This is a genomic window from Streptomyces sp. NBC_00459 (assembly GCF_036013955.1).
Classification (GTDB): domain Bacteria; phylum Actinomycetota; class Actinomycetes; order Streptomycetales; family Streptomycetaceae; genus Streptomyces.
On record NZ_CP107903.1, the window covers coordinates 6,529,823 to 6,553,082 of the forward strand.

General features: G+C 70.9%; 22 protein-coding genes. 12 read left to right on the top strand and 10 right to left on the bottom strand.

Annotation, left to right across the window (positions count from 1 at the left end; all coding sequences use genetic code 11):
* Window positions 1-10: 10 nt before the first annotated feature.
* A complete protein-coding gene (locus OHN74_RS28950) occupies window positions 11-178 on the top strand; it encodes a DUF3117 domain-containing protein (RefSeq protein WP_003966491.1) in 168 nt (55 codons plus the stop codon).
* Between the two features lie 98 nt (window positions 179-276).
* Here the strand turns inward: OHN74_RS28950 and OHN74_RS28955 are convergent, their stop codons facing one another.
* Entirely contained in the window at window positions 277-975 is a 699-nt protein-coding gene (locus OHN74_RS28955) for an O-methyltransferase (RefSeq protein ID WP_327700319.1), read from the bottom strand.
* A 227-nt stretch (window positions 976-1,202) separates the two neighbouring features.
* Between OHN74_RS28955 and sigE the strand changes: the two genes are divergently transcribed.
* From sigE to OHN74_RS28980, 5 genes are all read left to right on the top strand, one after another.
* Window positions 1,203-1,976, top strand: coding sequence for an RNA polymerase sigma factor SigE (gene sigE, locus OHN74_RS28960; RefSeq protein ID WP_327697519.1), 774 nt, complete (start codon window positions 1,203-1,205; stop codon window positions 1,974-1,976).
* Window positions 1,973-2,968: an anti-sigma factor family protein gene (locus OHN74_RS28965; protein WP_327697520.1), complete on the top strand. Its 996-nt coding sequence runs from the start codon at window positions 1,973-1,975 to the stop codon at window positions 2,966-2,968. Before sigE ends, OHN74_RS28965 begins: the two co-directional genes overlap by 4 nt.
* Window positions 2,969-3,110: 142 nt before the next feature.
* Window positions 3,111-4,769: a trypsin-like peptidase domain-containing protein gene (locus OHN74_RS28970; RefSeq protein ID WP_327697521.1), complete on the top strand. Its 1,659-nt coding sequence runs from the start codon at window positions 3,111-3,113 to the stop codon at window positions 4,767-4,769.
* Between the two features lie 209 nt (window positions 4,770-4,978).
* Window positions 4,979-5,434 carry a sec-independent translocase gene (locus tag OHN74_RS28975; RefSeq protein ID WP_327697522.1) on the top strand — a complete coding sequence of 152 codons (456 nt, stop codon included), beginning with the start codon at window positions 4,979-4,981 and terminating at the stop codon, window positions 5,432-5,434.
* Window positions 5,435-5,653: 219 nt separating this feature from the next.
* Window positions 5,654-6,313, top strand: a complete 660-nt coding sequence (locus tag OHN74_RS28980; protein ID WP_327697523.1) for a hypothetical protein — start codon at window positions 5,654-5,656, stop codon at window positions 6,311-6,313.
* Between the two features lie 133 nt (window positions 6,314-6,446).
* On the opposite strand, the gene OHN74_RS28985 is transcribed toward OHN74_RS28980, so the two are convergent.
* Genes OHN74_RS28985 through OHN74_RS28995 form a run of 3 tightly spaced genes read right to left on the bottom strand, consistent with a single transcriptional unit; the run spans window position 6,447 to window position 9,562 of the window.
* Window positions 6,447-7,580, bottom strand: a complete 1,134-nt coding sequence (locus tag OHN74_RS28985) for an Mrp/NBP35 family ATP-binding protein (protein ID WP_327697524.1) — start codon at window positions 7,578-7,580, stop codon at window positions 6,447-6,449.
* Between the two features lie 43 nt (window positions 7,581-7,623).
* Window positions 7,624-8,241 (bottom strand): DUF1003 domain-containing protein, encoded by a 618-nt coding sequence (locus tag OHN74_RS28990; RefSeq protein ID WP_327697525.1) that lies wholly within the window; start codon window positions 8,239-8,241, stop codon window positions 7,624-7,626.
* Entirely contained in the window at window positions 8,231-9,562 is a 1,332-nt protein-coding gene (locus OHN74_RS28995) for a magnesium transporter MgtE N-terminal domain-containing protein (RefSeq protein ID WP_327697526.1), read from the bottom strand. Before OHN74_RS28995 ends, OHN74_RS28990 begins: the two co-directional genes overlap by 11 nt.
* Window positions 9,563-9,828: 266 nt before the next feature.
* Between OHN74_RS28995 and OHN74_RS29000 the strand changes: the two genes are divergently transcribed.
* Complete coding sequence (locus OHN74_RS29000; protein ID WP_327700320.1) at window positions 9,829-10,536, top strand: hypothetical protein; 708 nt, start codon at window positions 9,829-9,831, stop codon at window positions 10,534-10,536.
* A 99-nt stretch (window positions 10,537-10,635) separates the two neighbouring features.
* Here the strand turns inward: OHN74_RS29000 and OHN74_RS29005 are convergent, their stop codons facing one another.
* Complete coding sequence (locus OHN74_RS29005; RefSeq protein WP_327697527.1) at window positions 10,636-11,187, bottom strand: hypothetical protein; 552 nt, start codon at window positions 11,185-11,187, stop codon at window positions 10,636-10,638.
* A gap of 41 nt (window positions 11,188-11,228) precedes the next feature.
* Window positions 11,229-12,344 (bottom strand): magnesium and cobalt transport protein CorA, encoded by a 1,116-nt coding sequence (locus OHN74_RS29010; RefSeq protein WP_327697528.1) that lies wholly within the window; start codon window positions 12,342-12,344, stop codon window positions 11,229-11,231.
* A gap of 539 nt (window positions 12,345-12,883) precedes the next feature.
* Here OHN74_RS29010 and OHN74_RS29015 point away from each other — a divergent pair.
* Entirely contained in the window at window positions 12,884-13,489 is a 606-nt protein-coding gene (locus tag OHN74_RS29015; protein WP_327697529.1) for a suppressor of fused domain protein, read from the top strand.
* 132 nt (window positions 13,490-13,621) lie between these two features.
* Here OHN74_RS29015 and OHN74_RS29020 read toward each other — a convergent pair whose 3' ends face one another.
* On the bottom strand, window positions 13,622-14,899 hold the full coding sequence (locus OHN74_RS29020; RefSeq protein WP_327697530.1) for an MFS transporter: 1,278 nt from the start codon (window positions 14,897-14,899) through the stop codon (window positions 13,622-13,624).
* 187 nt (window positions 14,900-15,086) lie between these two features.
* Between OHN74_RS29020 and OHN74_RS29025 the strand changes: the two genes are divergently transcribed.
* From OHN74_RS29025 to OHN74_RS29035, 3 genes are all read left to right on the top strand, one after another.
* Window positions 15,087-15,728, top strand: coding sequence for a DUF6758 family protein (locus OHN74_RS29025; RefSeq protein ID WP_327697531.1), 642 nt, complete (start codon window positions 15,087-15,089; stop codon window positions 15,726-15,728).
* A gap of 204 nt (window positions 15,729-15,932) precedes the next feature.
* On the top strand, window positions 15,933-16,790 hold the full coding sequence (locus OHN74_RS29030) for a PHP domain-containing protein (RefSeq protein ID WP_327697532.1): 858 nt from the start codon (window positions 15,933-15,935) through the stop codon (window positions 16,788-16,790).
* Between the two features lie 89 nt (window positions 16,791-16,879).
* Window positions 16,880-17,485, top strand: coding sequence for a MarC family protein (locus OHN74_RS29035; RefSeq protein WP_327697533.1), 606 nt, complete (start codon window positions 16,880-16,882; stop codon window positions 17,483-17,485).
* A 133-nt stretch (window positions 17,486-17,618) separates the two neighbouring features.
* On the opposite strand, the gene OHN74_RS29040 is transcribed toward OHN74_RS29035, so the two are convergent.
* Window positions 17,619-17,771 (bottom strand): hypothetical protein, encoded by a 153-nt coding sequence (locus tag OHN74_RS29040; protein WP_006374340.1) that lies wholly within the window; start codon window positions 17,769-17,771, stop codon window positions 17,619-17,621.
* 222 nt (window positions 17,772-17,993) lie between these two features.
* On the opposite strand from OHN74_RS29040, the gene OHN74_RS29045 reads away from it, so the two are divergent.
* On the top strand, window positions 17,994-18,893 hold the full coding sequence (locus OHN74_RS29045; RefSeq protein ID WP_327697534.1) for an NYN domain-containing protein: 900 nt from the start codon (window positions 17,994-17,996) through the stop codon (window positions 18,891-18,893).
* A 4-nt stretch (window positions 18,894-18,897) separates the two neighbouring features.
* Here OHN74_RS29045 and OHN74_RS29050 read toward each other — a convergent pair whose 3' ends face one another.
* Both OHN74_RS29050 and OHN74_RS29055 read right to left on the bottom strand, forming a co-directional pair.
* Window positions 18,898-19,785, bottom strand: coding sequence for an alpha/beta fold hydrolase (locus OHN74_RS29050; RefSeq protein ID WP_327697535.1), 888 nt, complete (start codon window positions 19,783-19,785; stop codon window positions 18,898-18,900).
* 445 nt (window positions 19,786-20,230) lie between these two features.
* Entirely contained in the window at window positions 20,231-23,026 is a 2,796-nt protein-coding gene (locus OHN74_RS29055; RefSeq protein ID WP_327697536.1) for a DEAD/DEAH box helicase, read from the bottom strand.
* Between the last annotated feature and the right edge of the window lie 234 nt (window positions 23,027-23,260).

Sequence of the window (23,260 nt, forward strand, 5' to 3'; positions counted from 1 at the left end):
GGGAACGAGCATGGCGGCCATGAAGCCGCGGACGGGCGATGGCCCGCTCGAGGTGACAAAGGAGGGGCGGGGCATTGTCATGCGAGTTCCGCTCGAAGGCGGCGGTCGACTCGTCGTCGAGCTGACCCCTGACGAGGCCGACGCGCTGGGCGATGCCCTCAAGAAGGTCGTCGGCTGACGCGCGGACGCGTCCATACCCTTTCAGTCGCCCCGGCACCGTGAACATACGGTGCCGGGGCACTGTTTTGCCGTTCGTACGCCGCAGGCCGCAAGGGCTCAGCGCTTGACCGCGCAGAGCAGGCCGTCGCCCACGGGCAGCAGGGACGTCACCAGTTCCTGGCTCTCGCGCACCGCGCGCAGCAGCTCCCGCAGCCGTATGACCTCGGTGGGCTGGGGCCCCGAATCGACCGTCCTGCCATTGGCGAAGACGCCCTCGAAAACCACCAGACCACCCGTACGGAGCAGACGCAACGATTCAGCTAGATAGTCCAGGCTCTCCAGCCGGTCGCCGTCGCAGAAGACCAGGTCGTAACCGGCGTCCGCGAGCCGGGGCAGCACGTCCAGGGCGCGGCCGGGGATGAAGCGGGCGCGGTTGCTGGCGAAGCCGCACGCGCGGAAGGCCTGGCGGGCGAACTGCTGGTGGTCAGGCTCGGGGTCGACCGTCGTCAGGACGCCGTCCGGGCGCATGCCGTGCAGGAGATACATCCCCGAGACGCCCGTCCCGGTCCCGATCTCCGCCACCGCCTTCGCGTCCACCGAGGCGGCCAGCAGCCGTAGCGCGGCGCCCGTGCTGGGCGCCACCGAGCGCAGCCCTGCCTCGCGGGCCCGGTCACGGGCCCAGCGCAGTGCTTCGTCCTCGGCGACAAAGGCGTCGGCGAACGCCCAGCTCGTCTGCCGGTTGCCGGTAATGACCCTCTCCTGTCCCCGCGGTTGCCTGGGCGTGACTGTATCCGTTGCGCCCGGGAACCCGCAGATGGGACCAGTCGTTTAGAGGGGTGCGGGACGAGGTGGTGCAGACAGGGCGACTACATGGGGGATCAGTGGATCAGCGGATGGGCCGGTACACGGAGCAGACGAACAACGCGGAGCGCACGAACAACACCGAGAACTCGGTGCAGGTGCTGGAACGGCCGCGTGAGCCGGGCCGGCACCCATCAATTCCAAGGAAAACCGCTTATCCGGAGCTAACGGGCGAGGTGGCTATGGTAGGGGCTCCACTGGACACCACCAGAGCCGACAGGGGAGGTGCGGCTGCGCCTGTGGATCGGGGAGGAGCGCTGCGGCGCCTTCTCGGATCAGCGGGTAGGCCGAAATCCGTGAACAACACTGCTGCTGACCCGAGCCACGCCGCTGACCGAGCCCAGACCGCGACCTTCTCCACCGACGCGGACGGGCAGGCGTGGACTCCGCCCTCGTGGGAGGAGATCGTCAGCACGCACAGCGGCCGCGTCTACCGCCTGGCCTACCGCCTGACGGGCAACCAGCACGACGCCGAGGACCTCACGCAGGAGGTTTTCGTCCGCGTCTTCCGCTCGCTGTCGACGTACACGCCCGGCACCTTCGAGGGCTGGCTGCACCGCATCACCACCAACCTCTTCCTGGACATGGTCCGCCGCAAGCAGCGCATCCGCTTCGACGCCCTCGGCGACGACGCGGCCGAGCGCCTGCCCAGCCGTGAGCCGTCCCCGCAACAGGTCTTCAACGACGCGCACTTCGACGCGGACGTCCAGCAGGCGCTGGACACGCTGGCGCCGGAGTTCCGCGCCGCCGTCGTCCTGTGCGACATCGAGGGACTGTCGTACGAGGAGATCGCCGCGACTCTCGGCGTGAAGCTCGGCACGGTCCGCTCCCGTATCCACCGAGGCCGCTCCCAGCTCCGCAAGGCCCTCGCGCACCGCTCTCCGGAGGCCCGTGCCGAGCGCCGCTTCGCGGTGCCACGGGTGGCCGCGCTGGGAGGAGGGGGCGCGACCGCGTGAGTGCATCACGGCCGTACTCTGCCGAGCGTCGTCTCGCCGAGCAGCATCTGGGAGACCGGCTCTCCGCCCTCGTGGACGGAGAACTCGGTCATGAGACGCGTGAGCGCGTCCTGGCGCACCTGGCCACCTGTGCGAAGTGCAAGGCCGAGGCCGACGCGCAACGCCGTCTGAAGAACGTCTTCGCGGAGATGGCCCCGCCACCGCCCTCCGAGAGCTTCCTGGCCCGACTTCAGGGCCTACCCGGAGGCGGTGATCCCGGCTCCGGCGGCTCCCCGCTGGGCGGAGGAGGATTCACCGACGGACTCTCCGGATACCCCGGAAGCCCAGGAGCCGGCTCAGGAGTCTTCGGGGTGAGGGGGGAGGGGTTCGGGTACGTTCCCGCCCGGCCGCACACCTCCGTGCTCCCGCCCGCTCCCGGCCGGGGCTTCCGTATCCACGACGTCGGCCGTCACTATGCCGACCGGTCGTCCTCACGCAGTCTGCGGTTCGCGTTCGCCGCCGCCGGTGCGGTGTCGCTGGCCGCGATCGCGCTGGGCGGGGTGTCGACGGGCGTTCCCGGTGACACGGCGGACGCCCGGGGCGCCACCGGGGGCAGCAATGTGACGCCGATGCGTCCGCAGGGCGGTGGGACCTCCACCGCTCCCGACAGCCAGCGGCGCCGGTCGGTCGGTCCGCTGTTCTCCCAGGGACTGGGACAGGGGACGTTCGGACAGACACCGGCGGCGTCGACGGAGGCGTCCGCACCCCTGCTTCCGGGCATCCCGGCACCGCCCTCCAGGGCCCGGGAGCGTGAGGCCATGCATCAGCTGACCACGCCGGTCGTGGCCGCCGCCGCAGTACTGTCCCCGCTCATACGTCCGCTGGCGGCCCCGCAGGTCGCCCTGACCTCCTGGTCGACGACGCCCGAGGCAGCGGTCCAGGGCCTGCTCATGGCACCGACGCCCGACTCGTCCCCTTCGCCGTCCTCGTCCACGTCGGACACCGTCCGCTGACCCCACGAACCTGGTTGAATCCGAGGTGCGGACCGCGCACCGGCGGTCCGCACAACAGCGGTCGGCGGAGCGGTGGTTCGCGGCGTCGGCGGTTCTCGGTCGCCGCCGACGAGCCGTCAGGCGGGCCAGGTGTGGGGAGAGCATGGACGAGGGGAAGCCCGCGAAGGCCAACAGGTGGAGTCGGCCCAGCGGGGAATCGGCGCCCGGCCAGGAGGCGCCTGTCTCCGGCCGCGAGGCCTCGGCCTCCGCTCCGGCTCCTGGTGAGGGAGCGGCCGTGGAGAGCCCGGCCGGGGCGGGTACTGGAACCGACGCCGGGGGCGACTTCGAGTTGGAACGGCCCCGGACGGTGCCCGGTCGGGCCGAGGGCGGTGCCGATGGGGACGTCGGCGGCGAGGGGGACTTCGAGCTCCCGCTGCCCCTGGCGGCACCCGAGCCCGTGTCCGCCGTCGAGGCGGACCCCGCGCCCCTGCACGACCCCGATCCCTACAGCACCCCGCCGTACGGCCATCCCGGCCCCTGGGCGCCCGCTCCGCCGGTCCAGCACCCCGCGGTGACCCCGGCGCACGGTACGGCCGTACCGGAGCCCCTGGCGCCCGCCGAAGACCCCTGGCGCCGTTACGACCCATGGGCGCCCGTCGCCTCCCCCCTCCAGCAGAACGGGGCCGCTCCCGCCGACGGCCGGCCGGGAGCGCGCAGGCGCGGGCTGGTCGTCGGCGCCGTGCTGCTCGCGCTGCTCTCCGGGGGCATAGGCGGGGCCGTCGGGTCCTATCTGGAGCGCCATGACGGGGACGGCGACCGTATTCAGCTGTCGCAGGCGGGAAAGGACGAGTCCGTCGGCCGGGCACCGGACAGCGTGGCCGGGATCGCCGCGCGGGCGCTGCCCAGCGTGGTGACCCTGCATGTGCGCGGCGGCGGCGCGGAGGGCACCGGCACCGGGTTCGTGCTCGACGGCCGGGGGCACATCCTCACCAACAACCATGTCGTCGAGGCCGCCGGTGCCGACGGCAAGGTGACGGTGACGTTCAGCGGCGGCGAGACCGCCGAGGCCGAGATCGTCGGACGTGACGGCGGCTACGACCTCGCCGTCGTCAGGGTGACCGGCGTCGACGGTCTCAGGCCCGTGGTCCTCGGGAACTCCGACAACGTGGCCGTCGGTGATCCCGTCGTCGCCATCGGAGCCCCTTTCGACCTCGCCAACACCGTCACCTCCGGCATCATCAGCGCCAAGGAACGGCCCATCACCGCCGGGGGCGACGGCGCAGACAGCAGCGACGTGTCGTACGTCGACGCGCTCCAGACCGACGCGTCCATCAACCCGGGCAACTCCGGCGGGCCGCTGCTCGACGCCGAGGCGAGGGTCGTCGGCATCAACTCCGCGATCCGTTCCGCCGACAGCGGCTCGGGGCTGGACGGCACACAGGCCGGTTCGATCGGGCTCGGGTTCGCCATCCCCATCAACCAGGGCAAGCGCGTCGCCGAGGAACTGATCAACACCGGCAGGGCGACCCATCCCGTCATCGGCGTCACCCTCGACATGGACTACACCGGCGACGGCGCGCGCGTGGGCACGCAGGGCAACGACGGCGGGGCTTCGGTCACCAAGGGCGGCCCCGGCGACCGGGCGGGCCTGCGGGCCGGCGACATCATCACCGGGGTCGACGGACGGCGTGTCCACTCCGGCGAGGAACTGATCGTCAGGATCCGCGCCCACCGACCCGGCGACCGGCTGGAACTGTCCCTGCTGCGCGGTGGCGGGCAACGGACGGTCTCCCTCGTCCTGGGCTCCTCCGGCGGCAAGTGACAGAAACTTCACAGGCGGTGGGCTCTCACCGGCCCCCACTAGGCAAACATCCCGGAAAACCGGTCGCGTACACCCACTCTTGGGCTCCAGGACGGTACCGGTGGGACAGGATGGCCGGGTACCGTGGAACCGGCCCGGACCACGGAAGACCGCGAAGACCGCACGGACCACCGAGGGCCGAGGACCGAGGACATCGCAAGGAGCTTCAGGTGTTCAATGACATAGGACCGCTCGAGCTGGTGACGCTCGTGCTCCTCGCCGTGCTCGTCTTCGGTCCGGAGAAGCTTCCGAAGATGATCCAGGACGTCACGCGCACCATCCGTAAGATCCGGGAGTTCTCGGAGGGTGCGAAGGAAGACATCCGTTCGGAGCTGGGCCCCGAGTTCAAGGACTTCGAGTTCGAGGACCTGAACCCCAAGACGTTCATCCGCAAGCACCTGGACAACGACGAGCTGGGGCTCAAGGAGATCCGCAACGGCTTCGACCTGAAGAAGGAGATGGCCGAGGTCACGGACGCGGTCCACGGCCGCGAGTCGGACACGTCGTCGTCCGGGTCGTCCTCCTCCTCCTCCTCCGGTACGTCGGGCTCCTCCGGTGGCACCGTCGACATGACGAAGAAGCCCGAGCCGGACGAGCGCCCGCCCTTCGACGCGGACGCCACCTGACCGTCGTAGGTCCGCACGTGACGTGTTTCATACTCCGACCGGGCCTCTGAAGGCCCGATCCGGACGTCTGCGCGGCCCGCGCGCCGGGCGCTTTCCCTGCTGCTCGGAACGGTGTGGCTATGCTGCCGAGTTGTTGTGGGGCCGTACATGGGCGAACAACGCCGCCCGAAGGGGGGCGGGCCGCTCCGGTCCGACGAGAACGAGGAGGCGTCCGGGTACATGGAGACGACAAGTCGGGTGGGCGCGCAGGCGCCGGCCGCGGAGGGCGGACAACAGGTCCCCTCCGCCCGGCGCACGGTCGACGGCTATCTGCTGGCGCCCTTCCCGTGGTACGGCCTCGACGAGGCCTTCACGGGACCGCGCTGGCTGATGCAGGTGGGTACGGCGGCCGACGGCGCCGTCGAGCACGGTTCGATCGGGCACGGCGACGAACCCTCCGTACGGCACGAGGCCATGGGGGAGGACAGGGAGCGGTTCGCGGTGGTGGTCACCGTGGCCGCGAACCCCGTACGGCGCAGTGCGGACGGCACCGGGCTGCTGGAGGCCACCTCGGTCTCGTCGGCGGCCTGGCTGGCCGGTGTGGGGCTGCTGTCCTTCACCTGGCCCGGCCAGATGGACCACACCCTGCGCGACGACTGGCTCGACCAGCAGACGGAGACGGCGTGGGTCCTCGCGGACGATCTCGGCGGCGATGACTGGTCCACCCTCTCCCTGCCGGTCGACGGGGTGCCTACGCCCTTCCACTACCGGGAGTCCGAGTTCGGCTGGGTTCTCGCGGGGTCGACCCAGGAGGGCGTGCACGTGGGTGCGTACGGGCGGGGGATGAGCGCGTACGGGCTCGGCTTCGCCGTGATCAAGGATATTGGTGTGTACGCGTGAGTGAAGGGGCGCCGTTTGTTTTCGGCGCCCCTTCGTTGTGGGGCTTCAGGTACGTGAGCGACTGCGGGCCCGGTGGGGGCTGGTCGCGCAGTTCCCCGCGCCCCTCAAGGCAAAAAGCCCCGGCTGACCTCCGTCAGAACTTGTTCCTCGGGGTGATTCCCAGGGACATGCCCGACAGGCCTCGTGCCCTGCCTCCCAGCTTGCCCGCGATCGCGCGCAGCGCGGTGCCCGCCGGGGAGTCCGGGTCCGTCAGGACGACCGGCCTGCCGTCGTCGCCGCCCTCGCGCAGGCGGACGTCGATCGGGATGGAGCCGAGGACCGGCACCGTCGCTCCCGTCGTCCTGGTGAGGCCGTCCGCGACGCTCTGGCCGCCGCCCGTGCCGAAGACGTCGACCATCTCGCCGCAGTGCGGGCAGGGCAGGCCGGCCATGTTCTCGACCACGCCGACGATCTTCTGGTGGGTCTGCACGGCGATGGCGCCCGCGCGCTCGGCCACCTCGGCCGCCGCCTGCTGAGGCGTCGTCACGACCAGGATCTCGGCGTTCGGGACCAACTGGGCCACCGAGATCGCGATGTCGCCCGTGCCCGGCGGGAGGTCCAGCAGAAGCACGTCCAGGTCGCCCCAGTACACGTCCGCCAGGAACTGCTGGAGGGCCCTGTGGAGCATCGGGCCACGCCAGACGACCGGGGCGTTGCCCGGGGTGAACATGCCGATGGAGATGACCTTCACGCCGTGTGAGGACGGCGGCATGATCATGTTCTCGACCTGGGTGGGACGCCCTTCGACACCCAGCATGCGCGGCACGCTGTGGCCGTAGATGTCGGCGTCGACCACGCCCACCTTGAGGCCGTCCGCCGCCATCGCCGCCGCCAGGTTGACGGTCACCGACGACTTGCCGACGCCGCCCTTGCCGGACGCGACCGCGTACACGCGCGTGAGGGAGCCCGGTTTCGCGAAGGGGACCTCGCGTTCGGCCTGGCCGCCGCGCAGGGCGGACGCCAGGTCCTTGCGCTGGTTGTCGCTCATGACGTCGAGTTCGACGTCGACGCGCGTGACGCCCTCGACCCGCGAGACCGCCTCCGTCACGCTCTTCGTGATCGTGTCGCGCATCGGGCAGCCGGAGACCGTCAGGTACACCGCGACCGCGACCGCCCCGTCCGCGCCGATGACCACCGACTTCACCATCCCCAGCTCGGTGATGGGTCGCTGGATCTCGGGGTCGTTCACCGTCGCCAGTGCTTCACGCACCGCGTCTTCCGTAGCCATGTCCCCGATGGTACGGGGCCGCACAGGGCCTCCGGAAAGCCCGTCACCGGTCTTCTACGTCACGCACCCGCGGCCGTTCTGTCAGGAATGTGGCAGTTTTGTCGGAGTGGTGCCCGTTCTCGTGCCGTTCCGCGTACCGCTCCTCCAGCTCCTTGACCAGGTCCTGGAGCTCGGATCGGATCCAGTCCCGCGTCGCGACCTCGCCGAGCCCGGCGCGCAGTGAGGCGATCTCGCGGGTCAGATACTCGGTGTCGGCGATCGACCGCTCGTTCTGTTTGCGGTCCTGTTCGAGGTTGACGCGGTCCCGGTCGTCCTGCCGGTTCTGCGCGAGCAGGATCAGCGGGGCCGCGTAGGAGGCCTGGAGCGACAGCATCAGCGTCAGGAAGATGAACGGGTAGTGGTCGAAGCGCAGGTCGGCCGGCGCGGACACGTTCCACACCACCCACAGGATGATGACGACCGTCATCCAGACGATGAACCGTCCGGTCCCGAGGAAACGCGCGATGCGTTCGGACATCCGCCCGAACGCCTCCGGGTCGTACTCGGGCCACAGCCGGCGCCTGGGCGCACGCGGCTGGTCGAGGCGCACCCGTGGACGGGAGGCCGCCGTGGCGCCGCTCACCGCGCGCTCGCGGGTGCCGGTCTCACGCTCAGGAGTCATGGCCACCCGCTCTCTCGGACTCGCTCTCGTCATCGTCGTCGATCTCACCGTCGGGTTCGCTCTCGGCGAGGTGGAACTCCGTCTCCCGCCAGTCCTCGGGCAGCATGTGGTCGAGTACGTCGTCCACGGTCACCGCGCCGAGCAGCGACCCGCTCTCGTCGACCACCGGTGCCGCCACCATGTCGTACGTCGCGAAGAAACCGGCGACGACCGGCAGTTCGGCGTCCGGGGAGAGCGGTTGCAGATCGTCGTCGACGAGCGAGCCGACCAGCGTGTACGGCGGGTCGCGCAGCAGTCGCTGGAAGTGGACGGCGCCCAGGTACTTGCCCGTCGGCGTCTCGTCCGGCGGACGGCACACGTACACCTGGGCGGCGAGCGCGGGGGAGAGATCGGGGTTGCGGACCCGGGCGAGCGCGTCGGCGACGGTCGCGTCGGGGCGCAGCACGATCGGCTCGGTCGTCATCAGACCGCCCGCCGTGTCCTCCCGGTACGCCATCAGCCGGCGCATGTCGGCCGCGTCGCCGGGCTGCATCAGGCTCAGCAGCCGCTCCTGGTCGTCCTCGGGCAGTTCACCGAGCAGGTCGGCGGCGTCGTCCGGGTCCATCGCCTCCAGGACGTCGGCGGCGCGCTCCTCCTTGAGCTTGCCGAGGATCTCGATCTGGTCGTCCTCGGGCAGCTCTTCGAGTACGTCGGCCAGCCGGTCGTCGTCGAGGGCGGCGGCCACCTCGGCGCGCCGCTTGGGGGAGAGGTGGTGCAGGACGTTGGCGAGGTCGGCGGGGCGCAGCTGCTCGAAGGTGGCGAGGAGGCTCTCGGCGCCCTGTCCGTCCTCCTCCAGGGAGAAGCCGGTGACGGCGGACCAGTCGACGGTCAGTGTCTCGCCGGTGTTGCGCCGGAAGGCACCGCCGCGGCCCTTCCTCCGTACGAAGACCCGCTCGATCTCCCAGTCGCGGCGGGCCGGCAGCTGTCGTACCGCCACATCCAGGACGGTGACCTCCTCGCCGGTCTCGCCGAGGGTGACGCGCCGGTCGAGGAGTTCGCCGAGGACGAGTCGCTCGGTGGGGCGCTGTTCGAAGCGCCGGACGTTCAGCACGCCCGTCGTGATGACCTGGCCGGACTCGATGCCGGTGACGCGGGTCATGGGCATGAAGACGCGGCGCCGGGTGGTGAGTTCGACGACGAGGCCGAGCAGCCGTGGCGGACGGTTGCCGACGCGCAGCATCGCGATGAGGTCGCGCACGCGGCCCACCTGGTCGCCGTTCGGGTCGAAGACGGCCATACCGGCGAGGTGCGAGACGAAGACACGGGGTGAGGCTGCCGCCATGCCATGCCTCCTGCTTCGGTGTGCGCTGCGGGGAGCGCGTCGGATTGCGTCCTGGGGTTCCGAATTGCCTGCTCGGGTGCGCTTCAGGCTAGCCCGTCCGGTTCGGCCGTGCCTTGGTGGGGGGTCCGGACGGACTGGCTCCGCCGGGGGCCGACGGCACCGGTACGCTGCCGTCCACACTCCTCAGGACACTCGTACGAGAGGCAGCCCCACCTGTGTCTGCGAATCCCCGTGGCCGTACCCGCAGCGCCGGCCTGGTGAGCGCGATGTGCGCACTGCTCGTGACGGGGACCGGGCTGACAGGATGCGGCGCCGACCCGGACGAGGGCACGAACGGGGTCGGCAAACTGCCCGCCGACACCATCCAGACGAAGACCCGCACGGCCGCCCGGTCCGCCGACGCCGTACGCCTCTCCGGGACCGTGGTGACCAGCGGGACCACGTACACCCTCGACATGAGCCTCAAGGACGACGGCGGCACCGGCTCGGTCACCGCGAAGGGGTCGACGTTCCGGCTGCTGCGGGTCGGGGAGCACCTGTTCCTGAAGGCCGACGCGGCGTTCTGGAGCCACGAGGACGGCGGCAAGGGCAAGGGCGGCGAGTCGGACGCGGCAGCCGCCGCGAAGCTCGGGGGCCTCTTCGTGAAGGTGCCGACCGGCGACCCCTCGTACAAGAAGTTCAGCGGCTTCACCGACAAGGACGTGCTCCTGGACGGACTGCTCACCCTGCACGGCAGCCTCGCCACGGACGGCCACCACGAGCAGTCGGGCGTCCGCACGATCCGCATCACCGGCGACAAGGGCGACGGCGGCACCCTGGACGTCTCCCTGGAGGGATCCCCCTACCCCCTGCGTCTGGTCCGCGCGGGCGGCGCGGGCACGCTGCTGCTGAGCGACTGGGGCAAGGACTTCCCCCTGGAGGAACCGGCGAAGAACGAGACGGTGGACTACGGCCAGCAGCTCCCGTCGTCCTGAAGAGGCGGAGCCCCTCTCAGGGGCGCGGGGCTGTGCCGGATCTGCGGCTCCGCCGCGGGGCGCGACCAGCCCCCACCGGGCCTGCGGTGAACGAACCACCTACCCCACAGACCGCCTGCGTTTCTTGAACAGCAGCCGAGGCAACCCCTCCGGGATCGGCTCCCTGGTAGTCGCCGACGTAGGCAACGGCGGCGCAGCCAACGACCCCTCCGGCAGGGGGCGCGAGCCCCCCGCGCGCGGCACCAACCGCACCACCCTGCATTCCCGTGCCCACCGATCCGTCATCGCCTCACCGTCCGGCGCGTTCAACCGCTTCCCCTTCAGCTCGGCGACCGCGGCCTCCCACTCCGGGGAGTGCGGGGCCAGCTCCACCACCGTCGCCGGCCAGGTGACGAGCCGCCCGCCCTTGTCCTTGCTGCGGACGGTGACCTCCGCGTCTGCTCCCTCGACCAGGCCGGGCAACGGCTGCTCCCCGGGCCCGTCGCCGACCAGGACGGCCGCGCCCTCGTGCCAGACGTGCCACATCGCACGGGCCGGGATGCCATGGCCCGCGACGTGCAGCGCGGGCACACCGTTGCCCTTGACCCAGATGAGGCCGGACTTCTTGGTGGCCTCCTCGACGAGGGCCCGGTCGAGCAGCGTGTCAGTCATGGGCAGAAGGGTAGCGATGCCGTCCGCCGCCCCGGGCGCCGTCAGAGCCAGCCGTTGCGCTTCAGCGTGCGGTGGATGCCCACACACATGCCGATCATGGCCGTCATGACCACGGGGTAGCCGAACTTCCAGTGCAGCTCCGGCATGTAGTCGAAGTTCATGCCGTAGACACCGCACACCATCGTCGGAACGGCGATGATCGCCGCCCAGGACGTGATCTTCCGCATGTCCTCGTTCTGCGCGACGGACGCCTGGGCGAGGTTGGCCTGGAGGATCGAGTTGAGCAGTTCGTCGAAGCCGATCACCTGCTCCTGGACCCGGGCCAGGTGGTCGGCGACGTCACGGAAGTACTTCTGGATGTCGGGGTCGATCAGCCGCATCGGACGCTCGCTCAGCAGCTGCATGGGCCGCAGGAGCGGCGAGACGGCCCGCTTGAACTCCAGGACCTCACGCTTGAGCTGGTAGATCCGGCCGGCGTCCGTACCGCGCGGGGTGCCCTTGCGGCCCGGCGAGAACACCTCCGTCTCGACCTCGTCGATGTCGTCCTGCATGGCGTCCGCGACCGCGACATAGCCGTCGACGACGTGGTCGGCGATGGCGTGCAGCACGGCGGAGGGGCCCTTGGCGAGCAGCTCGGGGTCGTCCTGGAGACGGTGGCGCAGCGCACGCAGGGAGCCCTGGCCGCCGTGCCGGACAGTGATGAGGAAGTCCCGCCCGGTGAAGCACATCACCTCGCCGGTCTCCACGACCTCGCTGTTCGCGGTGAGTTCGGTGTGGTCGACGTAGTGGATGGTCTTGAAGACGGTGAAGAGCGTGTCGTCGTACCGCTCCAGCTTGGGTCGCTGGTGGGCCTGGATCGCGTCCTCGACGGCGAGCGGGTGGAGCCCGAACTCGCTGGCGATACCGGAGAACTCGCCCTCCGTCGGCTCGTGCAGCCCGATCCACACGAAGCCGCCGTCGCGGCGCACCTTGCGCATCGCCTCGTGCGGGGTCAGCGCCCTCGGGGTTTCGACCCGGGCGCCGTCGCGGTAGACGGCGCAGTCGACGACGGCGGAGGGCGTCGAGGGGTCGCGGGTGGTGTCGTAGCCGCTGCCGTCCTTGCGCAGGGAGGGACGGGACGGACGGACGGCGGCACGCAGGTTGTTGATCATCGACATTGGCAGGTTCCTTCGCTACAGGCAACGAAAGACCGCCGACGACGGTTGGAACTGCCCGGAATGGGGACGTCCTGGCTGAGGATGTTTGGCACGTCCACAAAGCGGGGAGCACCGCACCGTCGCGGTGGTGAGCTTTCGCTGCTGATTCAGAACTGACGCAGATCACATGGATCAGGCAAAACGAAACCAAGTGCTCTTCCGCGATGACGCGAATGCGAGAGGTGACAACCAGCCGGAGAAGACCGGAGCAACTACATCAACGGGCGGAAGAGCGGGTGCTACTGCACGGATGACTTCGATCCATTGCAGCCCCACCTCCTCCGGCCGGTCCCTCGTGAGGGACGATCCATTCCCCTTCAAGGGGAGCCCCCTAGGGGGAACTTCAGCGGTGCCGGGACTCGATCGCTACTCCCCCAGTGCCTTAAAGGCCTGGGTGGTACCCCCATCTGCGTGCTGCCCCGGACCCGGCCTAGGGTAACAGCCGACCGAACTGTCAAGGTGCGCGTTTGCCCGTAACTGACGAGTTCTATGCTCGGCGCATGTCTGATGTTCTTCCTCTGGTCGAGGCCCGGCTGTGTACGGCGCTGGGCGAACCGGACGCGCGCGCCGCGGTCACCTTCCTCGGTACGGACCGCGTCGAGGTACTGCGTTTCCAGGGCCAGGACCGGGACGGAGAGGACGGGGAGATCGTCCGCTACGCCACCCTCGGCATGTCCGCGCTGCCGATGGCGGACCCCACCGCGGTGCTCGCCGACCCGGTGAAGGGCCCGCGCGCCGAGCTGATCATCTCCGTCCGGGCCGGCGTGGCCGACACCGACAAGGTGCTGCGCCCGCTCGCGGTTCTCGCCGCGTCCCCGCAGGTCGAGGGTGTGATCGTGGCCCCCGGTGCCTCGCTCGACGTCGGTGAGCCGCTGTGGCCGGGGGCGTCCTTCACCTCGGTCCTGGTCGCGGAGCCGGGCGGCCTGGTCGAGGACCTGGAGCTCGACGCGCCCCTGGACCCGGTGCGCTTCCTGCCCCTGCTCCCGATGACCCCGAACGAGGCAGCCTGGAAGCGCGTCCACGGCGCACAGGCCCTCCAGGAACGCTGGCTCACGAACGGGACGGACCTACGGGACCCGGCCCGCAGGTCCGTCCCGCTGGACTGACCCCAGTACATTCCCGCGGAGTGACTGATATCACCAACCGGCCCCAGAAAGAAGCCAGTTGGGCAGCGCCCCCTTAGGGGCGCGGGGAACTGCGCGACAAGCCCCCACCGGCCCGCAGGCAGGCCACCGCGCTCAACTCGCGAAGACACCGACACTGTCCTCCGCGGCGTGCCGAACCTCCAGCTCCTCCACCTCGTGGGTGAGCGACTTCCGCCGCACGACAACCACCACCGCGCCGAGCACGGCGGTCACCGCCGCGACCACGAACGGCATGTGGATGTCGCTCCACTCCTCGATCTTCGGCGCGAAGTACGGGGCCGCGGCAGCCGCGAACCAGCGCACGAAGTTGTAGCCGGCGCTCGCCACCGGGCGCGGCGCGTCCGAGACGCCCAGCGCCAGCTCCGTGTACACCGTGTTGTTCACACCGATGAACGCACCGGACAGGACTGTGCAGACGACGGCGACGGTGTGGCTGCCGTAGCCGAGGACCAGCACGTCCGCGGCGAGCAGCACCAGCGAGCCACCCAGCACCGTCAGCGATCCGAACCGCCGCTGCAACCGCGGAGCGACCAGCACCGACGAGACGGCCAGCAGCAGACCCCACGCGAAGAACACGGCCCCGGACCTGTACGGAGTCATGTCGAGCACGAACGGGGTGAAGGCCAGCACGGTGAAGAACGTGTAGTTGTAGAAGAAGGACGAGACCGCGGCGGAGGCCAGGCCCCCGTGGCCGAGCGCCTTGATCGGGTCGAGCAGTGACGTCTTCCGGGCCGGCTTCGGCTGTTCCTTCAGGAACACCGTGATGCAGAGGAAACCGACGGCCATCAGGAACGCGGTGCCGAAGAAGGGATAGCGCCAGCTGGCGTTGCCGAGCAGCGCGCCCAGCAGGGGACCGCACGCCATGCCGAGGCCCAGGGCGGACTCGTACAGCAGGATCGCGGCGGCGCTGCCGCCGGCCGCGGCCCCGACGATGACCGCGAGGGCCGTCGAGACGAAGAGCGCGTTGCCCAGGCCCCAGCCGGCCCGGAAGCCGACCAGTTCGGCGACCGAGCCCGAGGTGCCGGCCAGGCCCGCGAAGAGCACGACGAACGCGAGGCCGAGCAGCAGGGTCTTCTTGCCGCCGATCCGGCTGGAGACGAATCCGGTGACCAGCATCGCCACGGCGGTGATCAGGAAGTACGACGTGAAGAGCAGGGAGACCTGGCCGGCCGTGGCGTCCAGGCCCTTGGCGATGGAGGGGAGGATCGGGTCGACGAGTCCGATGCCCATGAAGGCGACGACGGACGCGCCGGCGGTCGCCCAGACGGCCTTCGGCTGCCGGAGGAGTCCGCCGGCTCCCATGTCGAAGGGGTCCGCTTCGGCCGGGCCTCCCGTGCTTCCCGGGCCGGTGCTCGTTGCGCTGCTGTGCATGCCTGCTCCTTCACGACTCGCGGGCTCAACCCGCGGAGAGGTCGTTGGTGTATGCACATAGTAAGTTAGCTCAGCTAATTAATGCAAGCTACATCTAATTTCACCTGATGGAAAGGACGGAGGTGTGTCACTCCGGACGGGTGATCGTCCTTGACGGGAGGGGGGACGGGGAGGACCGTGGGGCTTTATGAGGGGCGAACCCAGTTGCCCGAAGTGTGGTGGCCGGGTCAGGGCTCCCGGACTCTTTGCCGACTCCTGGCAGTGCGATGCGCACGGGACGGTGCATCCGCTGCAGCCCGTGATCCCGCCCAGTGTCGACGCCCTCAGTGTCGTGGTGCATCGCACTCAGGTGCCGGTGTGGATGCCGTGGCCGCTGCCGGTCGGCTGGCTCTTCACGGGCGTGGGCTGTGCGGGCGACGACCGCAGTGGCGGCCGTGCGACGGCGGTGGCCTGTACCGGTCCCGGTCCGCTCGGCGGTATGGGTGAGCTGATCCTGGTCGCCGAGGAACTCGGCGTCGGCCTCGGTGCGCGGTACGCGGGCATCGACGGGCCCGATCCGGGGCCGTACATGAACGTCGAGAAGCCGGCCGAGGCGAAGGTGCTGGCGGCGGGGCGGCCCACTCCGTTGTGGCATGTCGCGGGTGGGCCCGACGACCGCGCGGTGTTCGCCGGTGAGGCGCTCGGGTTGTGGTTGTGGGCGGTGGTGTGGCCCGAGCAGTCCGGGCTGCTGATGTACGACGAGCTGGTGCTCACGGATCTGCGGGATGCGGGGGCCGAGCTGGAGCTGGTTCCCTGCGGGGCGTTGTCGCCCCGGCTGCTCCAGCCGTAGCGCTCGGCTGGGTCGAGGGTGTCTGGTTCGTTGTTGTGCGCGGGTCCGCGGAGGTCGGTCGTGCGGTTCCCCGCGCCCCTGGGTGGGCTTCCGTAAGGGTTGGTCAAGGGTTTCAGGTGTGACAGGTTGCCCTCTGGGGCCGCTATGCTTGGCGCGTCTTGCTCGTTCCCGTTCCCGTTCTCGTCGTCGCCTGGAGTCCGCATCGTGCGCATAGATCTGCACTGCCACTCCACCGCCTCCGACGGTACGGACACGCCTGCCGAGCTGGTGCGCAACGCTGCCGCTGCCGGGCTCGACGTCGTCGCGCTGACCGACCACGACACGACCCGTGGGTACGCCGAGGCGATCGCCGCGCTGCCCGCCGGGCTCACGCTGGTCACCGGGGCCGAGCTGTCCTGCCGGCTCGACGGGGTCAGCATGCACATGTTGGCCTACCTGTTCGATCCCGAGGAGCCCGCGCTGTTCGCGGAGCGAGAGCTGGTGCGGGACGACCGGGTGCCGCGCGCCCAGGGGATGGTGGCCAAGCTTCAGGAGCTGGGCGTGCCCATCACCTGGGAGCAGGTCGCGCGGATCGCCGGTGACGGATCCGTGGGCCGGCCCCATGTCGCCACCGCGCTGGTGGAGCTGGGTGTCGTACCGACCGTGAACGACGCCTTCACCGGGGACTGGCTGGCCGACGGCGCCCGGGCCTACGTACCGAAGCACGAGACCGACCCCTTCGAGGCGCTGCGGCTGATCAAGGGGGCCGGTGGAGTCGCCGTGTTCGCGCACCCCGCCGCGAGCAAGCGGGGGCTGACGGTTCCCGAGTCCGCGATCGCCGAGCTGGCCGCCGCCGGGCTCGACGGCATCGAGGTCGACCACATGGACCACGAACCGGCGACCCGGGCGCGACTGCGCGGCCTCGCGGCGGAGCTGGGGCTGCTGGGCACCGGTTCCTCCGACTATCACGGCAGCCGCAAGACCTGCGTGCTCGGGGAGTACACGACGGATCCCGAGGTGTACGGCGAGATCACGCGGCGGGCCACCGGGGCGTTCCCGGTGCCGGGGACCGGCGGAGCCTGAGCGCTCGGCGCAGGCGCCTCTGCCCCTCCCCGCTCACCGTCTCTCCTCCCCGCCTCCCCTCCTCGTATCTACGCAAGGCTCGCTCACCCATGTTCGACATCGCCGTCTTCGGCTCGCTCTTTCTCACCCTTTTCGTGATCATGGATCCCCCCGGGATCACGCCGATCTTCCTCGCGCTCACCGCAGGCCGGCCCGCCCGTGTGCAGAAGCGGATGGCGTTCCAGGCCGTGTGTGTGGCCGGCGGTGTGATCACCGTGTTCGGGCTGCTCGGGCACCAGATCCTGGACTATCTGCACGTCTCCGTGCCGGCCCTGATGATCGCCGGTGGGCTGCTGCTCCTGCTGATCGCACTCGACCTGCTCACCGGCAAGACGGACGAGCCCAAGCAGACCAAGGACGTGAACGTCGCCCTCGTCCCGCTCGGCATGCCCCTGCTTGCCGGGCCCGGTGCGATCGTCTCGGTCATCCTGGCCGTCCAGAAGGCGGACGGCGTGGCCATGCAGGTGTCGGTGTGGGCGGCGATCCTGGCCGTCCATGTCGTGCTGTGGGTGGTCATGCGGTACTCGCTGCTGATCATCCGCGTCATCAAGGACGGCGGCGTGGTCCTGGTGACCCGGCTCGCGGGGATGATGCTGTCCGCGATCGCCGTGCAGCAGATCATCAACGGCGTCACCCAGGTGGTCCAGCAGAGCTGACGGCTGTGGCACACGCCCGGGGGCTCACCTCGGCGGTCCATGAGCGGTGGTCCACAAGCAGAACCCCCGTACGGCATGGTTGCCGTACGGGGGTTCTGAAGTCTGCTCGTCGTGGGCGAGCGTCGTCCGCGCGTTATGAGGCCGAGGTGTCGGCCGGGCGGATCCAGAGGCGCTGCCCTATCGAGGCTGCTTGCTGCACGATCCGGTTGACGGAGGCGGCGTCCACGACCGTACTGTCAACGGGGGTTCCGTCGACGTCGTCAAGACGCATGATTTCGAAGCGCATGGGCTTCTCCCTTCGTCTGGTCATCCTCCTGAGGAGAACTACTCGGGACTGCTTGGTTACGTATCAAGTCAACTACCCGCATGTTACAAACATTCCCTACGCTAAGGAAATTTTTCGAACGTCTAACTACCGCCCGGTTAACGCGGACGTCCCGAAGGGGTCGCAGGAGACTGACCGGGACCGGTTGTGTTCGAAGCGTGACCGCCGAGACAATGGAGGTATATGAACAACGACGACCACGCGGAGCTGAGCGCCCGCATCGACCGCACGAACGAACTGCTCCACCGCATGCTCACCGAGGTCGCGAAGACACCCTCGACGCACGCGATCTTCGTCGACGCGGGATATCTGTACGCGGCGGCGGGACGGCTCGTCGCCGGAACCGAGGACCGCCGCTCCTACGAGCTGGACGCGGAAGGTCTCATCGAAGCGCTCATCGACAAGGCTCGCACGATCTTCGCGGACAGTCGGCTGCTGCGGGTCTACTGGTACGACGGTGCCCGGCGCCGCATCCACACCATCGAGCAGCAGTCCATCGCGGAACTCCCCGATGTGAAGGTCCGCCTGGGCAACCTCAACGCCAACAACCAGCAGAAGGGCGTCGACTCGCTGATCCGCACCGACCTGGAGTCCCTGGCCCGGCACCGCGCGATCAGCGACGCCGCGCTCATCGGCGGCGACGAGGACCTGGTGTCGGCGGTCGAGGCCGCGCAGGGCTACGGGGCACGCGTCCACCTGTGGGGCATCGAGGCGCCCGAGGGTCGCAACCAGGCCGAGCCGCTGCTCTGGGAGGTCGACAGCCAGCGCACCTTCGACCTCGACTTCTTCAAGCCGTACGTCGTCCGTCGCACGGTCACGTCGTACGAGTCGTCGTCGGGGACGCGTCCCACGCGCGAGGACGTGCGGTTCGTGGGCGCCCAGGTGGCGGCGAAGTGGCTGGCCGCGCGGGGGCGCGAGGCGCTCGTCGAGCTGCTGCCCGGGCATCCCTACCTGCCCGGGTCCGTCGATCAGGACCTGCTGGTCGAGGCGGAGGGGCTGCTCCAGTACTCGCTGCGAGGACAGGCCGAGCTGCGGCGGGCGCTGCGGGACGGCTTCTGGGAGCACCTGCAGACGCAGTACTGAACGATCAGTGCGCGAGGGTGTCCCAGAAGTCGGCAAGGGCGCGGGCGGTCTCCAGCGGGCGATCCGTGTTGGGGGAGTGCTCGGCTCCGGCGATGACCGTCCGGTGCGCGTGCAGTCGTACGGCCATGTCGTCGAGGAGGGGAACGGCCCAGGTGCCGTCCTCCGTGCCGGACAGCACATGGAAGGGCAGCGGTACGGCGGCGAGTTCCGCGACCCGGTCCGGCTCGGAGCACAACTGGCGCCCCGTGGCGACGAGTTGGGCCGGACTGTTGCCCATCCAGCGACGGCGCAGATCCTCGTGGTCGTCGAGTCCGGCGTCCAGGGCGTCCACCGAGTCGAGGTCGCCGCCGGCCTGGGGGTCGTCCATGGCCTGGATGGCCTCCCAGACGTCGGCCATGCTCATCACGGCGAGCGCGTCCCGCAGCAGTTTCGCGCGCTGCTGCTGCGCCTCGGAGATCTCGGCGGGGCCCGAGGAGATGAGGGTCAGCGAGAGGAACGGGGAGTGGTCCAGGAGGACGGCGGCCCGGGCGATCTGCCCGCCGAGCGAGTGCCCGACGAGATGTACGGGGGTGCCGACGGCCGCCGCCTGCGCGAGCACGTCCTGCGCCAACTCGGCCTGTGCGTAAGCAGATTCGTCGTCCCGGGGGCCGGGCGACTCGAACTGTCCGCGCCCGTCCACGGCGACGGTACGGTACCCGCGCGCGGCCAGCGGTTCGTGCGTCGAGATGAAGTCCTCCTTGCTGCCGGTGAACCCCGGCAGCAGCAGAACGGTCCCCTTCGGCTCGACGCCGGCCGCCACGGAGGCATCGACGACGGCGAACTCGCCACGCGCGGTACGCAGGGCGTACGCACGGGCGCCGGGGGGCGGGGCGAAGGTCGAAGGCCTGCTCATGTGCCGAGGTTATCCGGCGCACCTGAGAAAACGGGCGGTGAGGGCCCTTGGGTCGGGCCGAGGGCGCGGCTGAGACCGGCCCTGGGGATCCGGCCGAAGGAAGTCGGCGGCGCAGCTTCGGCGCGGGGGAGCGGGGTGCGGTGCGTGCGGCCGAGGACCGCGGGAGCCGCCGGCGGTGGGCGGTGGGGCGTCCGCCGCCGGTGAGGGCCAGGGTGAGCGTCCACGGCCGGCCACCTGGACCGGCGTGCCGGGTGTGGTGCGGGCAGTCGCACGCCGGGGAGACGCGACTTCCGTAGCTGCCGTGGTGGGCGACAGGCGTGAGCATGGGCCGAGGTCTGCGACCGGTCGGGCCGCGGTGGAACGCCGACGGCCCGGCCACCTGGTGGGGTGGGCCGGGCCGTCCGGGTTCGGCCGGTGGTGCCGAGGGCCGGGGCCCTCGGGGTGATCAGGCCTCCACGGAGTCCGCGGTCGGCGCGGTGACCGTGGCCTTGCGGGTGGCGCGGCGCCTGGGCTTCGCCTCGGCGGCCACCGGTGCCGCCTCCACGACGACCACCGGTTCGGCGGCCTTGCGTGCCGTCCGGCGGCGCGGCTTGGCCTCCGCCTCGTCCGCCGCCTGGGCGGGGATGTCGGCGACGACCTCGACGGCCTTGCGTGCCGTGCGGCGGCGGGGCTTGGCCTCGGTCGCCTCGGCGGTGTCGACGGCGGCTTCCGCGGCCGGTGCGGCTGCGGTCGCCTTGCGGGTGGCGGTCCGACGCGTCGGCTTGGCCTCGACGGTGTCGACAGCGGCCTCCGCGGCCGTCGTCGTCGCCTTGCGGGCCGTACGGCGCGGCTTCGGCTCCGTGGCTTCCGGCTCCGCGACGACCGGGGCCTCGGCGGCCTTGCGTGCCGTCCGGCGGCGCGGCTTGGCCTCGACGCCTTCCGCGGTGTCCAGGGCGGCTTCCGCGGCCGGGGCCGTCACCTTGCGCGTCGCACGGCGCTTCGGCTCCGGGGTCTCGGCCGGCGTCGGCTGGGCCGGGATGCCGGCCGTCTCCGCCACGACCGCCGGTTCGGCGGCCTTGCGGGCACGCCGACGCGGCTTCGCCTCGACCGCCTCGGCGGTGTCGAGAGCTGCCTCGGCGGCCGGTGCGGTCGCTGCCGTGGCCTTGCGGGTCGCCCGACGCGGCTTGGCCTCGGTCGCCTCGGCCGTCTCCACGGCGGCCACCGCGGCCTTGCGCGTCCGGCGGGGCTTCGTGGCCTCGGCCTCCGGAGCCTCCGGGGCGGCCTCGACCACGGCCACCACGGGCTCGGCGGCCTTGCGTGCCGTGCGGCGGCGCGGCTTGGCCTCGGTCGTCTCGGCCGTGTCGACGGCGGCTTCCGCGGCCGGTGCGGCTGCGGTCGCCTTGCGGGTGGCGGTCCGACGCGTCGGCTTGGCCTCGACGCCTTCCGCCGTGTCCACGACGGCTTCGGCAGTCACCGTCGCCGCCGGTGCCGTGGCCTTGCGGGGGGCGCGGCGCGGCTTGGTCTCCGTGACGACCGGGGCCTCGACGGTGTCGACGACCGGCTCCGCCGTCCTGCGGGTACGGCGACGACGCGGCTGCTCCTCCGGCGCCTGGGCCTCGGGGGTCGCCGGGGCCTCGGCCGGGACGACCTCGACCGGGGTGACCGGCGTGAGCTCCGCCGTCCTGCGGGTGCGGCGGCGGCGCGACCTCTCCGTGGCCTCGGGGGCCGGGGCCGTGCCCTCCGCCGTCGCTACGGTGGCCTCGGCCGCCGGCTCGACGAACGTCGTCGTGGGGGCCGTCACCGGCTCCGGGGCGGCACCGCGCGTACGGCGACGACGGCGCGGCGTACGGCGCTCGGTGGGCTGCTCGGACGAGGCGAGTGCCTCGCTGACCGGAGTGGTCGACGCGACCGGAGTCGTCGTCGCGTCCGCGGCGGCACCGCCACGGGTACGGCGGCGACTGCGCGGCGTACGTGCCGGGCGCTCACGCTCCGCCGCCGGGGCAGCGGCAGCCGCCGGGCCGGAGGAGTGGCCGCCGCGGCCGCCACGACCGCGCGGGCCACCGCGTCCGCCCGTCTCACCGAGGTCTTCGACCTCTTCGGCGCCCAGGCCGGCGCGCGTGCGCTCCGAGCGCGGCAGGACACCCTTGGTGCCGGCCGGGATGCTCAGTTCCTCGAAGAGGTGCGGAGAGGTGGAGTACGTCTCCGGCGGGTCGTTGAAGTTCAGCTCCAGCGCCTTGTTGATCAGCTGCCAGCGCGGGATGTCGTCCCAGTCGACCAGCGTGATCGCGATGCCCTTGGCACCCGCGCGGCCCGTACGGCCGATGCGGTGCAGGTACGTCTTCTCCTCTTCGGGAGACTGGTAGTTGATGACGTGCGTGACGCCCTCGACGTCGATACCGCGCGCGGCCACGTCCGTGCAGACGAGGACGTCGACCTTGCCGTTGCGGAAGGCGCGCAGCGCCTGCTCGCGGGCGCCCTGGCCGAGGTCGCCGTGGACGGCGCCGGAGGCGAAACCGCGCTGCGCGAGCTGGTCGGCGAGGTCCGCGGCCGTGCGCTTCGTACGGCAGAAGACCATGGCCAGTCCCCGGTCGTCGGCCTGCAGTATGCGCGCCACCAGTTCGGGCTTGTCCATGTTGTGCGCGCGGTACACGTACTGCGCGGTGTTCGCGACCGTCTTGCCCTCGTCGTCCGGCGCGGCGGCGCGGATGTGCGTGGGCTGCGACATGTAGCGGCGCGCCAGCCCGATGACCGCGCCCGGCATGGTCGCCGAGAACAGCATCGTCTGACGGCGGGCCGGCAGCATGTTCATGATCTTCTCGACGTCGGGCAGGAAGCCCAGGTCGAGCATCTCGTCGGCCTCGTCGAGGACGAGCGCGCGGACGTGGCCCAGGTTGAGCTTCTTCTGGCCCGCGAGGTCGAGAAGGCGCCCGGGAGTGCCGACGACGACGTCGACGCCCTTCTTGAGGGCCTCGACCTGCGGTTCGTACGCCCGGCCGCCGTAGATGGCGAGAACGCGCACGTTACGGACCTTGCCGGCCGTCAGCAGGTCGTTCGTCACCTGCTGGCACAGCTCTCGCGTCGGGACGACGACGAGGGCCTGCGGGGCCTCGGTGAGCTGCTCGGGCTTGGCGCGGCCGGCCTCGACGTCGGCGGGGACGGTCACGCGCTCAAGGAGCGGGAGGCCGAAACCGAGCGTCTTGCCGGTGCCGGTCTTGGCCTGGCCGATGACGTCCGTGCCGGTGAGGGCGACGGGGAGCGTCATCTCCTGGATGGGAAAGGGGGTGATGATGCCGACGGCTTCGAGCGCCTCGGCGGTCTCGGGAAGAATTCCGAGATCCCGGAAAGTCGTAGTCAGGGCAATGCCTCTTCTGTGTACGCGGTGCGAGGCGAGCGTGGGGGTCGTGTCGGGACCGGGCCGGGAACTTCGGCCGCCTCACGGGCGGGCCGAGTGGCACGGGACCACTGCCGACGCTCGAGCGCTCGTACCGCTGAGGGT

Excerpts from the sequence above, each read along its gene's own strand:
- OHN74_RS28950 (WP_003966491.1), top strand. The coding sequence starts at position 11 with ATGGCGGCCATGAAGCCGCGGACGGGCGATGGCCCGCTCGAGGTGACA.
- sigE (WP_327697519.1), top strand. The coding sequence starts at position 1,203 with ATGGTAGGGGCTCCACTGGACACCACCAGAGCCGACAGGGGAGGTGCG.
- OHN74_RS28970 (WP_327697521.1), top strand. The coding sequence starts at position 3,111 with ATGGACGAGGGGAAGCCCGCGAAGGCCAACAGGTGGAGTCGGCCCAGC.
- OHN74_RS28980 (WP_327697523.1), top strand. The coding sequence starts at position 5,654 with ATGGAGACGACAAGTCGGGTGGGCGCGCAGGCGCCGGCCGCGGAGGGC.
- OHN74_RS28985 (WP_327697524.1), bottom strand. The coding sequence starts at position 7,580 with ATGGCTACGGAAGACGCGGTGCGTGAAGCACTGGCGACGGTGAACGAC.
- OHN74_RS28990 (WP_327697525.1), bottom strand. The coding sequence starts at position 8,241 with ATGACTCCTGAGCGTGAGACCGGCACCCGCGAGCGCGCGGTGAGCGGC.
- OHN74_RS28995 (WP_327697526.1), bottom strand. The coding sequence starts at position 9,562 with ATGGCGGCAGCCTCACCCCGTGTCTTCGTCTCGCACCTCGCCGGTATG.
- OHN74_RS29000 (WP_327700320.1), top strand. The coding sequence starts at position 9,829 with ATGTGCGCACTGCTCGTGACGGGGACCGGGCTGACAGGATGCGGCGCC.
- OHN74_RS29005 (WP_327697527.1), bottom strand. The coding sequence starts at position 11,187 with ATGACTGACACGCTGCTCGACCGGGCCCTCGTCGAGGAGGCCACCAAG.
- OHN74_RS29010 (WP_327697528.1), bottom strand. The coding sequence starts at position 12,344 with ATGTCGATGATCAACAACCTGCGTGCCGCCGTCCGTCCGTCCCGTCCC.
- OHN74_RS29015 (WP_327697529.1), top strand. The coding sequence starts at position 12,884 with ATGTCTGATGTTCTTCCTCTGGTCGAGGCCCGGCTGTGTACGGCGCTG.
- OHN74_RS29020 (WP_327697530.1), bottom strand. The coding sequence starts at position 14,899 with ATGCACAGCAGCGCAACGAGCACCGGCCCGGGAAGCACGGGAGGCCCG.
- OHN74_RS29025 (WP_327697531.1), top strand. The coding sequence starts at position 15,087 with ATGAGGGGCGAACCCAGTTGCCCGAAGTGTGGTGGCCGGGTCAGGGCT.
- OHN74_RS29035 (WP_327697533.1), top strand. The coding sequence starts at position 16,880 with ATGTTCGACATCGCCGTCTTCGGCTCGCTCTTTCTCACCCTTTTCGTG.
- OHN74_RS29040 (WP_006374340.1), bottom strand. The coding sequence starts at position 17,771 with ATGCGCTTCGAAATCATGCGTCTTGACGACGTCGACGGAACCCCCGTT.
- OHN74_RS29045 (WP_327697534.1), top strand. The coding sequence starts at position 17,994 with ATGAACAACGACGACCACGCGGAGCTGAGCGCCCGCATCGACCGCACG.
- OHN74_RS29050 (WP_327697535.1), bottom strand. The coding sequence starts at position 19,785 with ATGAGCAGGCCTTCGACCTTCGCCCCGCCCCCCGGCGCCCGTGCGTAC.
- OHN74_RS29055 (WP_327697536.1), bottom strand. The coding sequence starts at position 23,026 with ATGACGCTCCCCGTCGCCCTCACCGGCACGGACGTCATCGGCCAGGCC.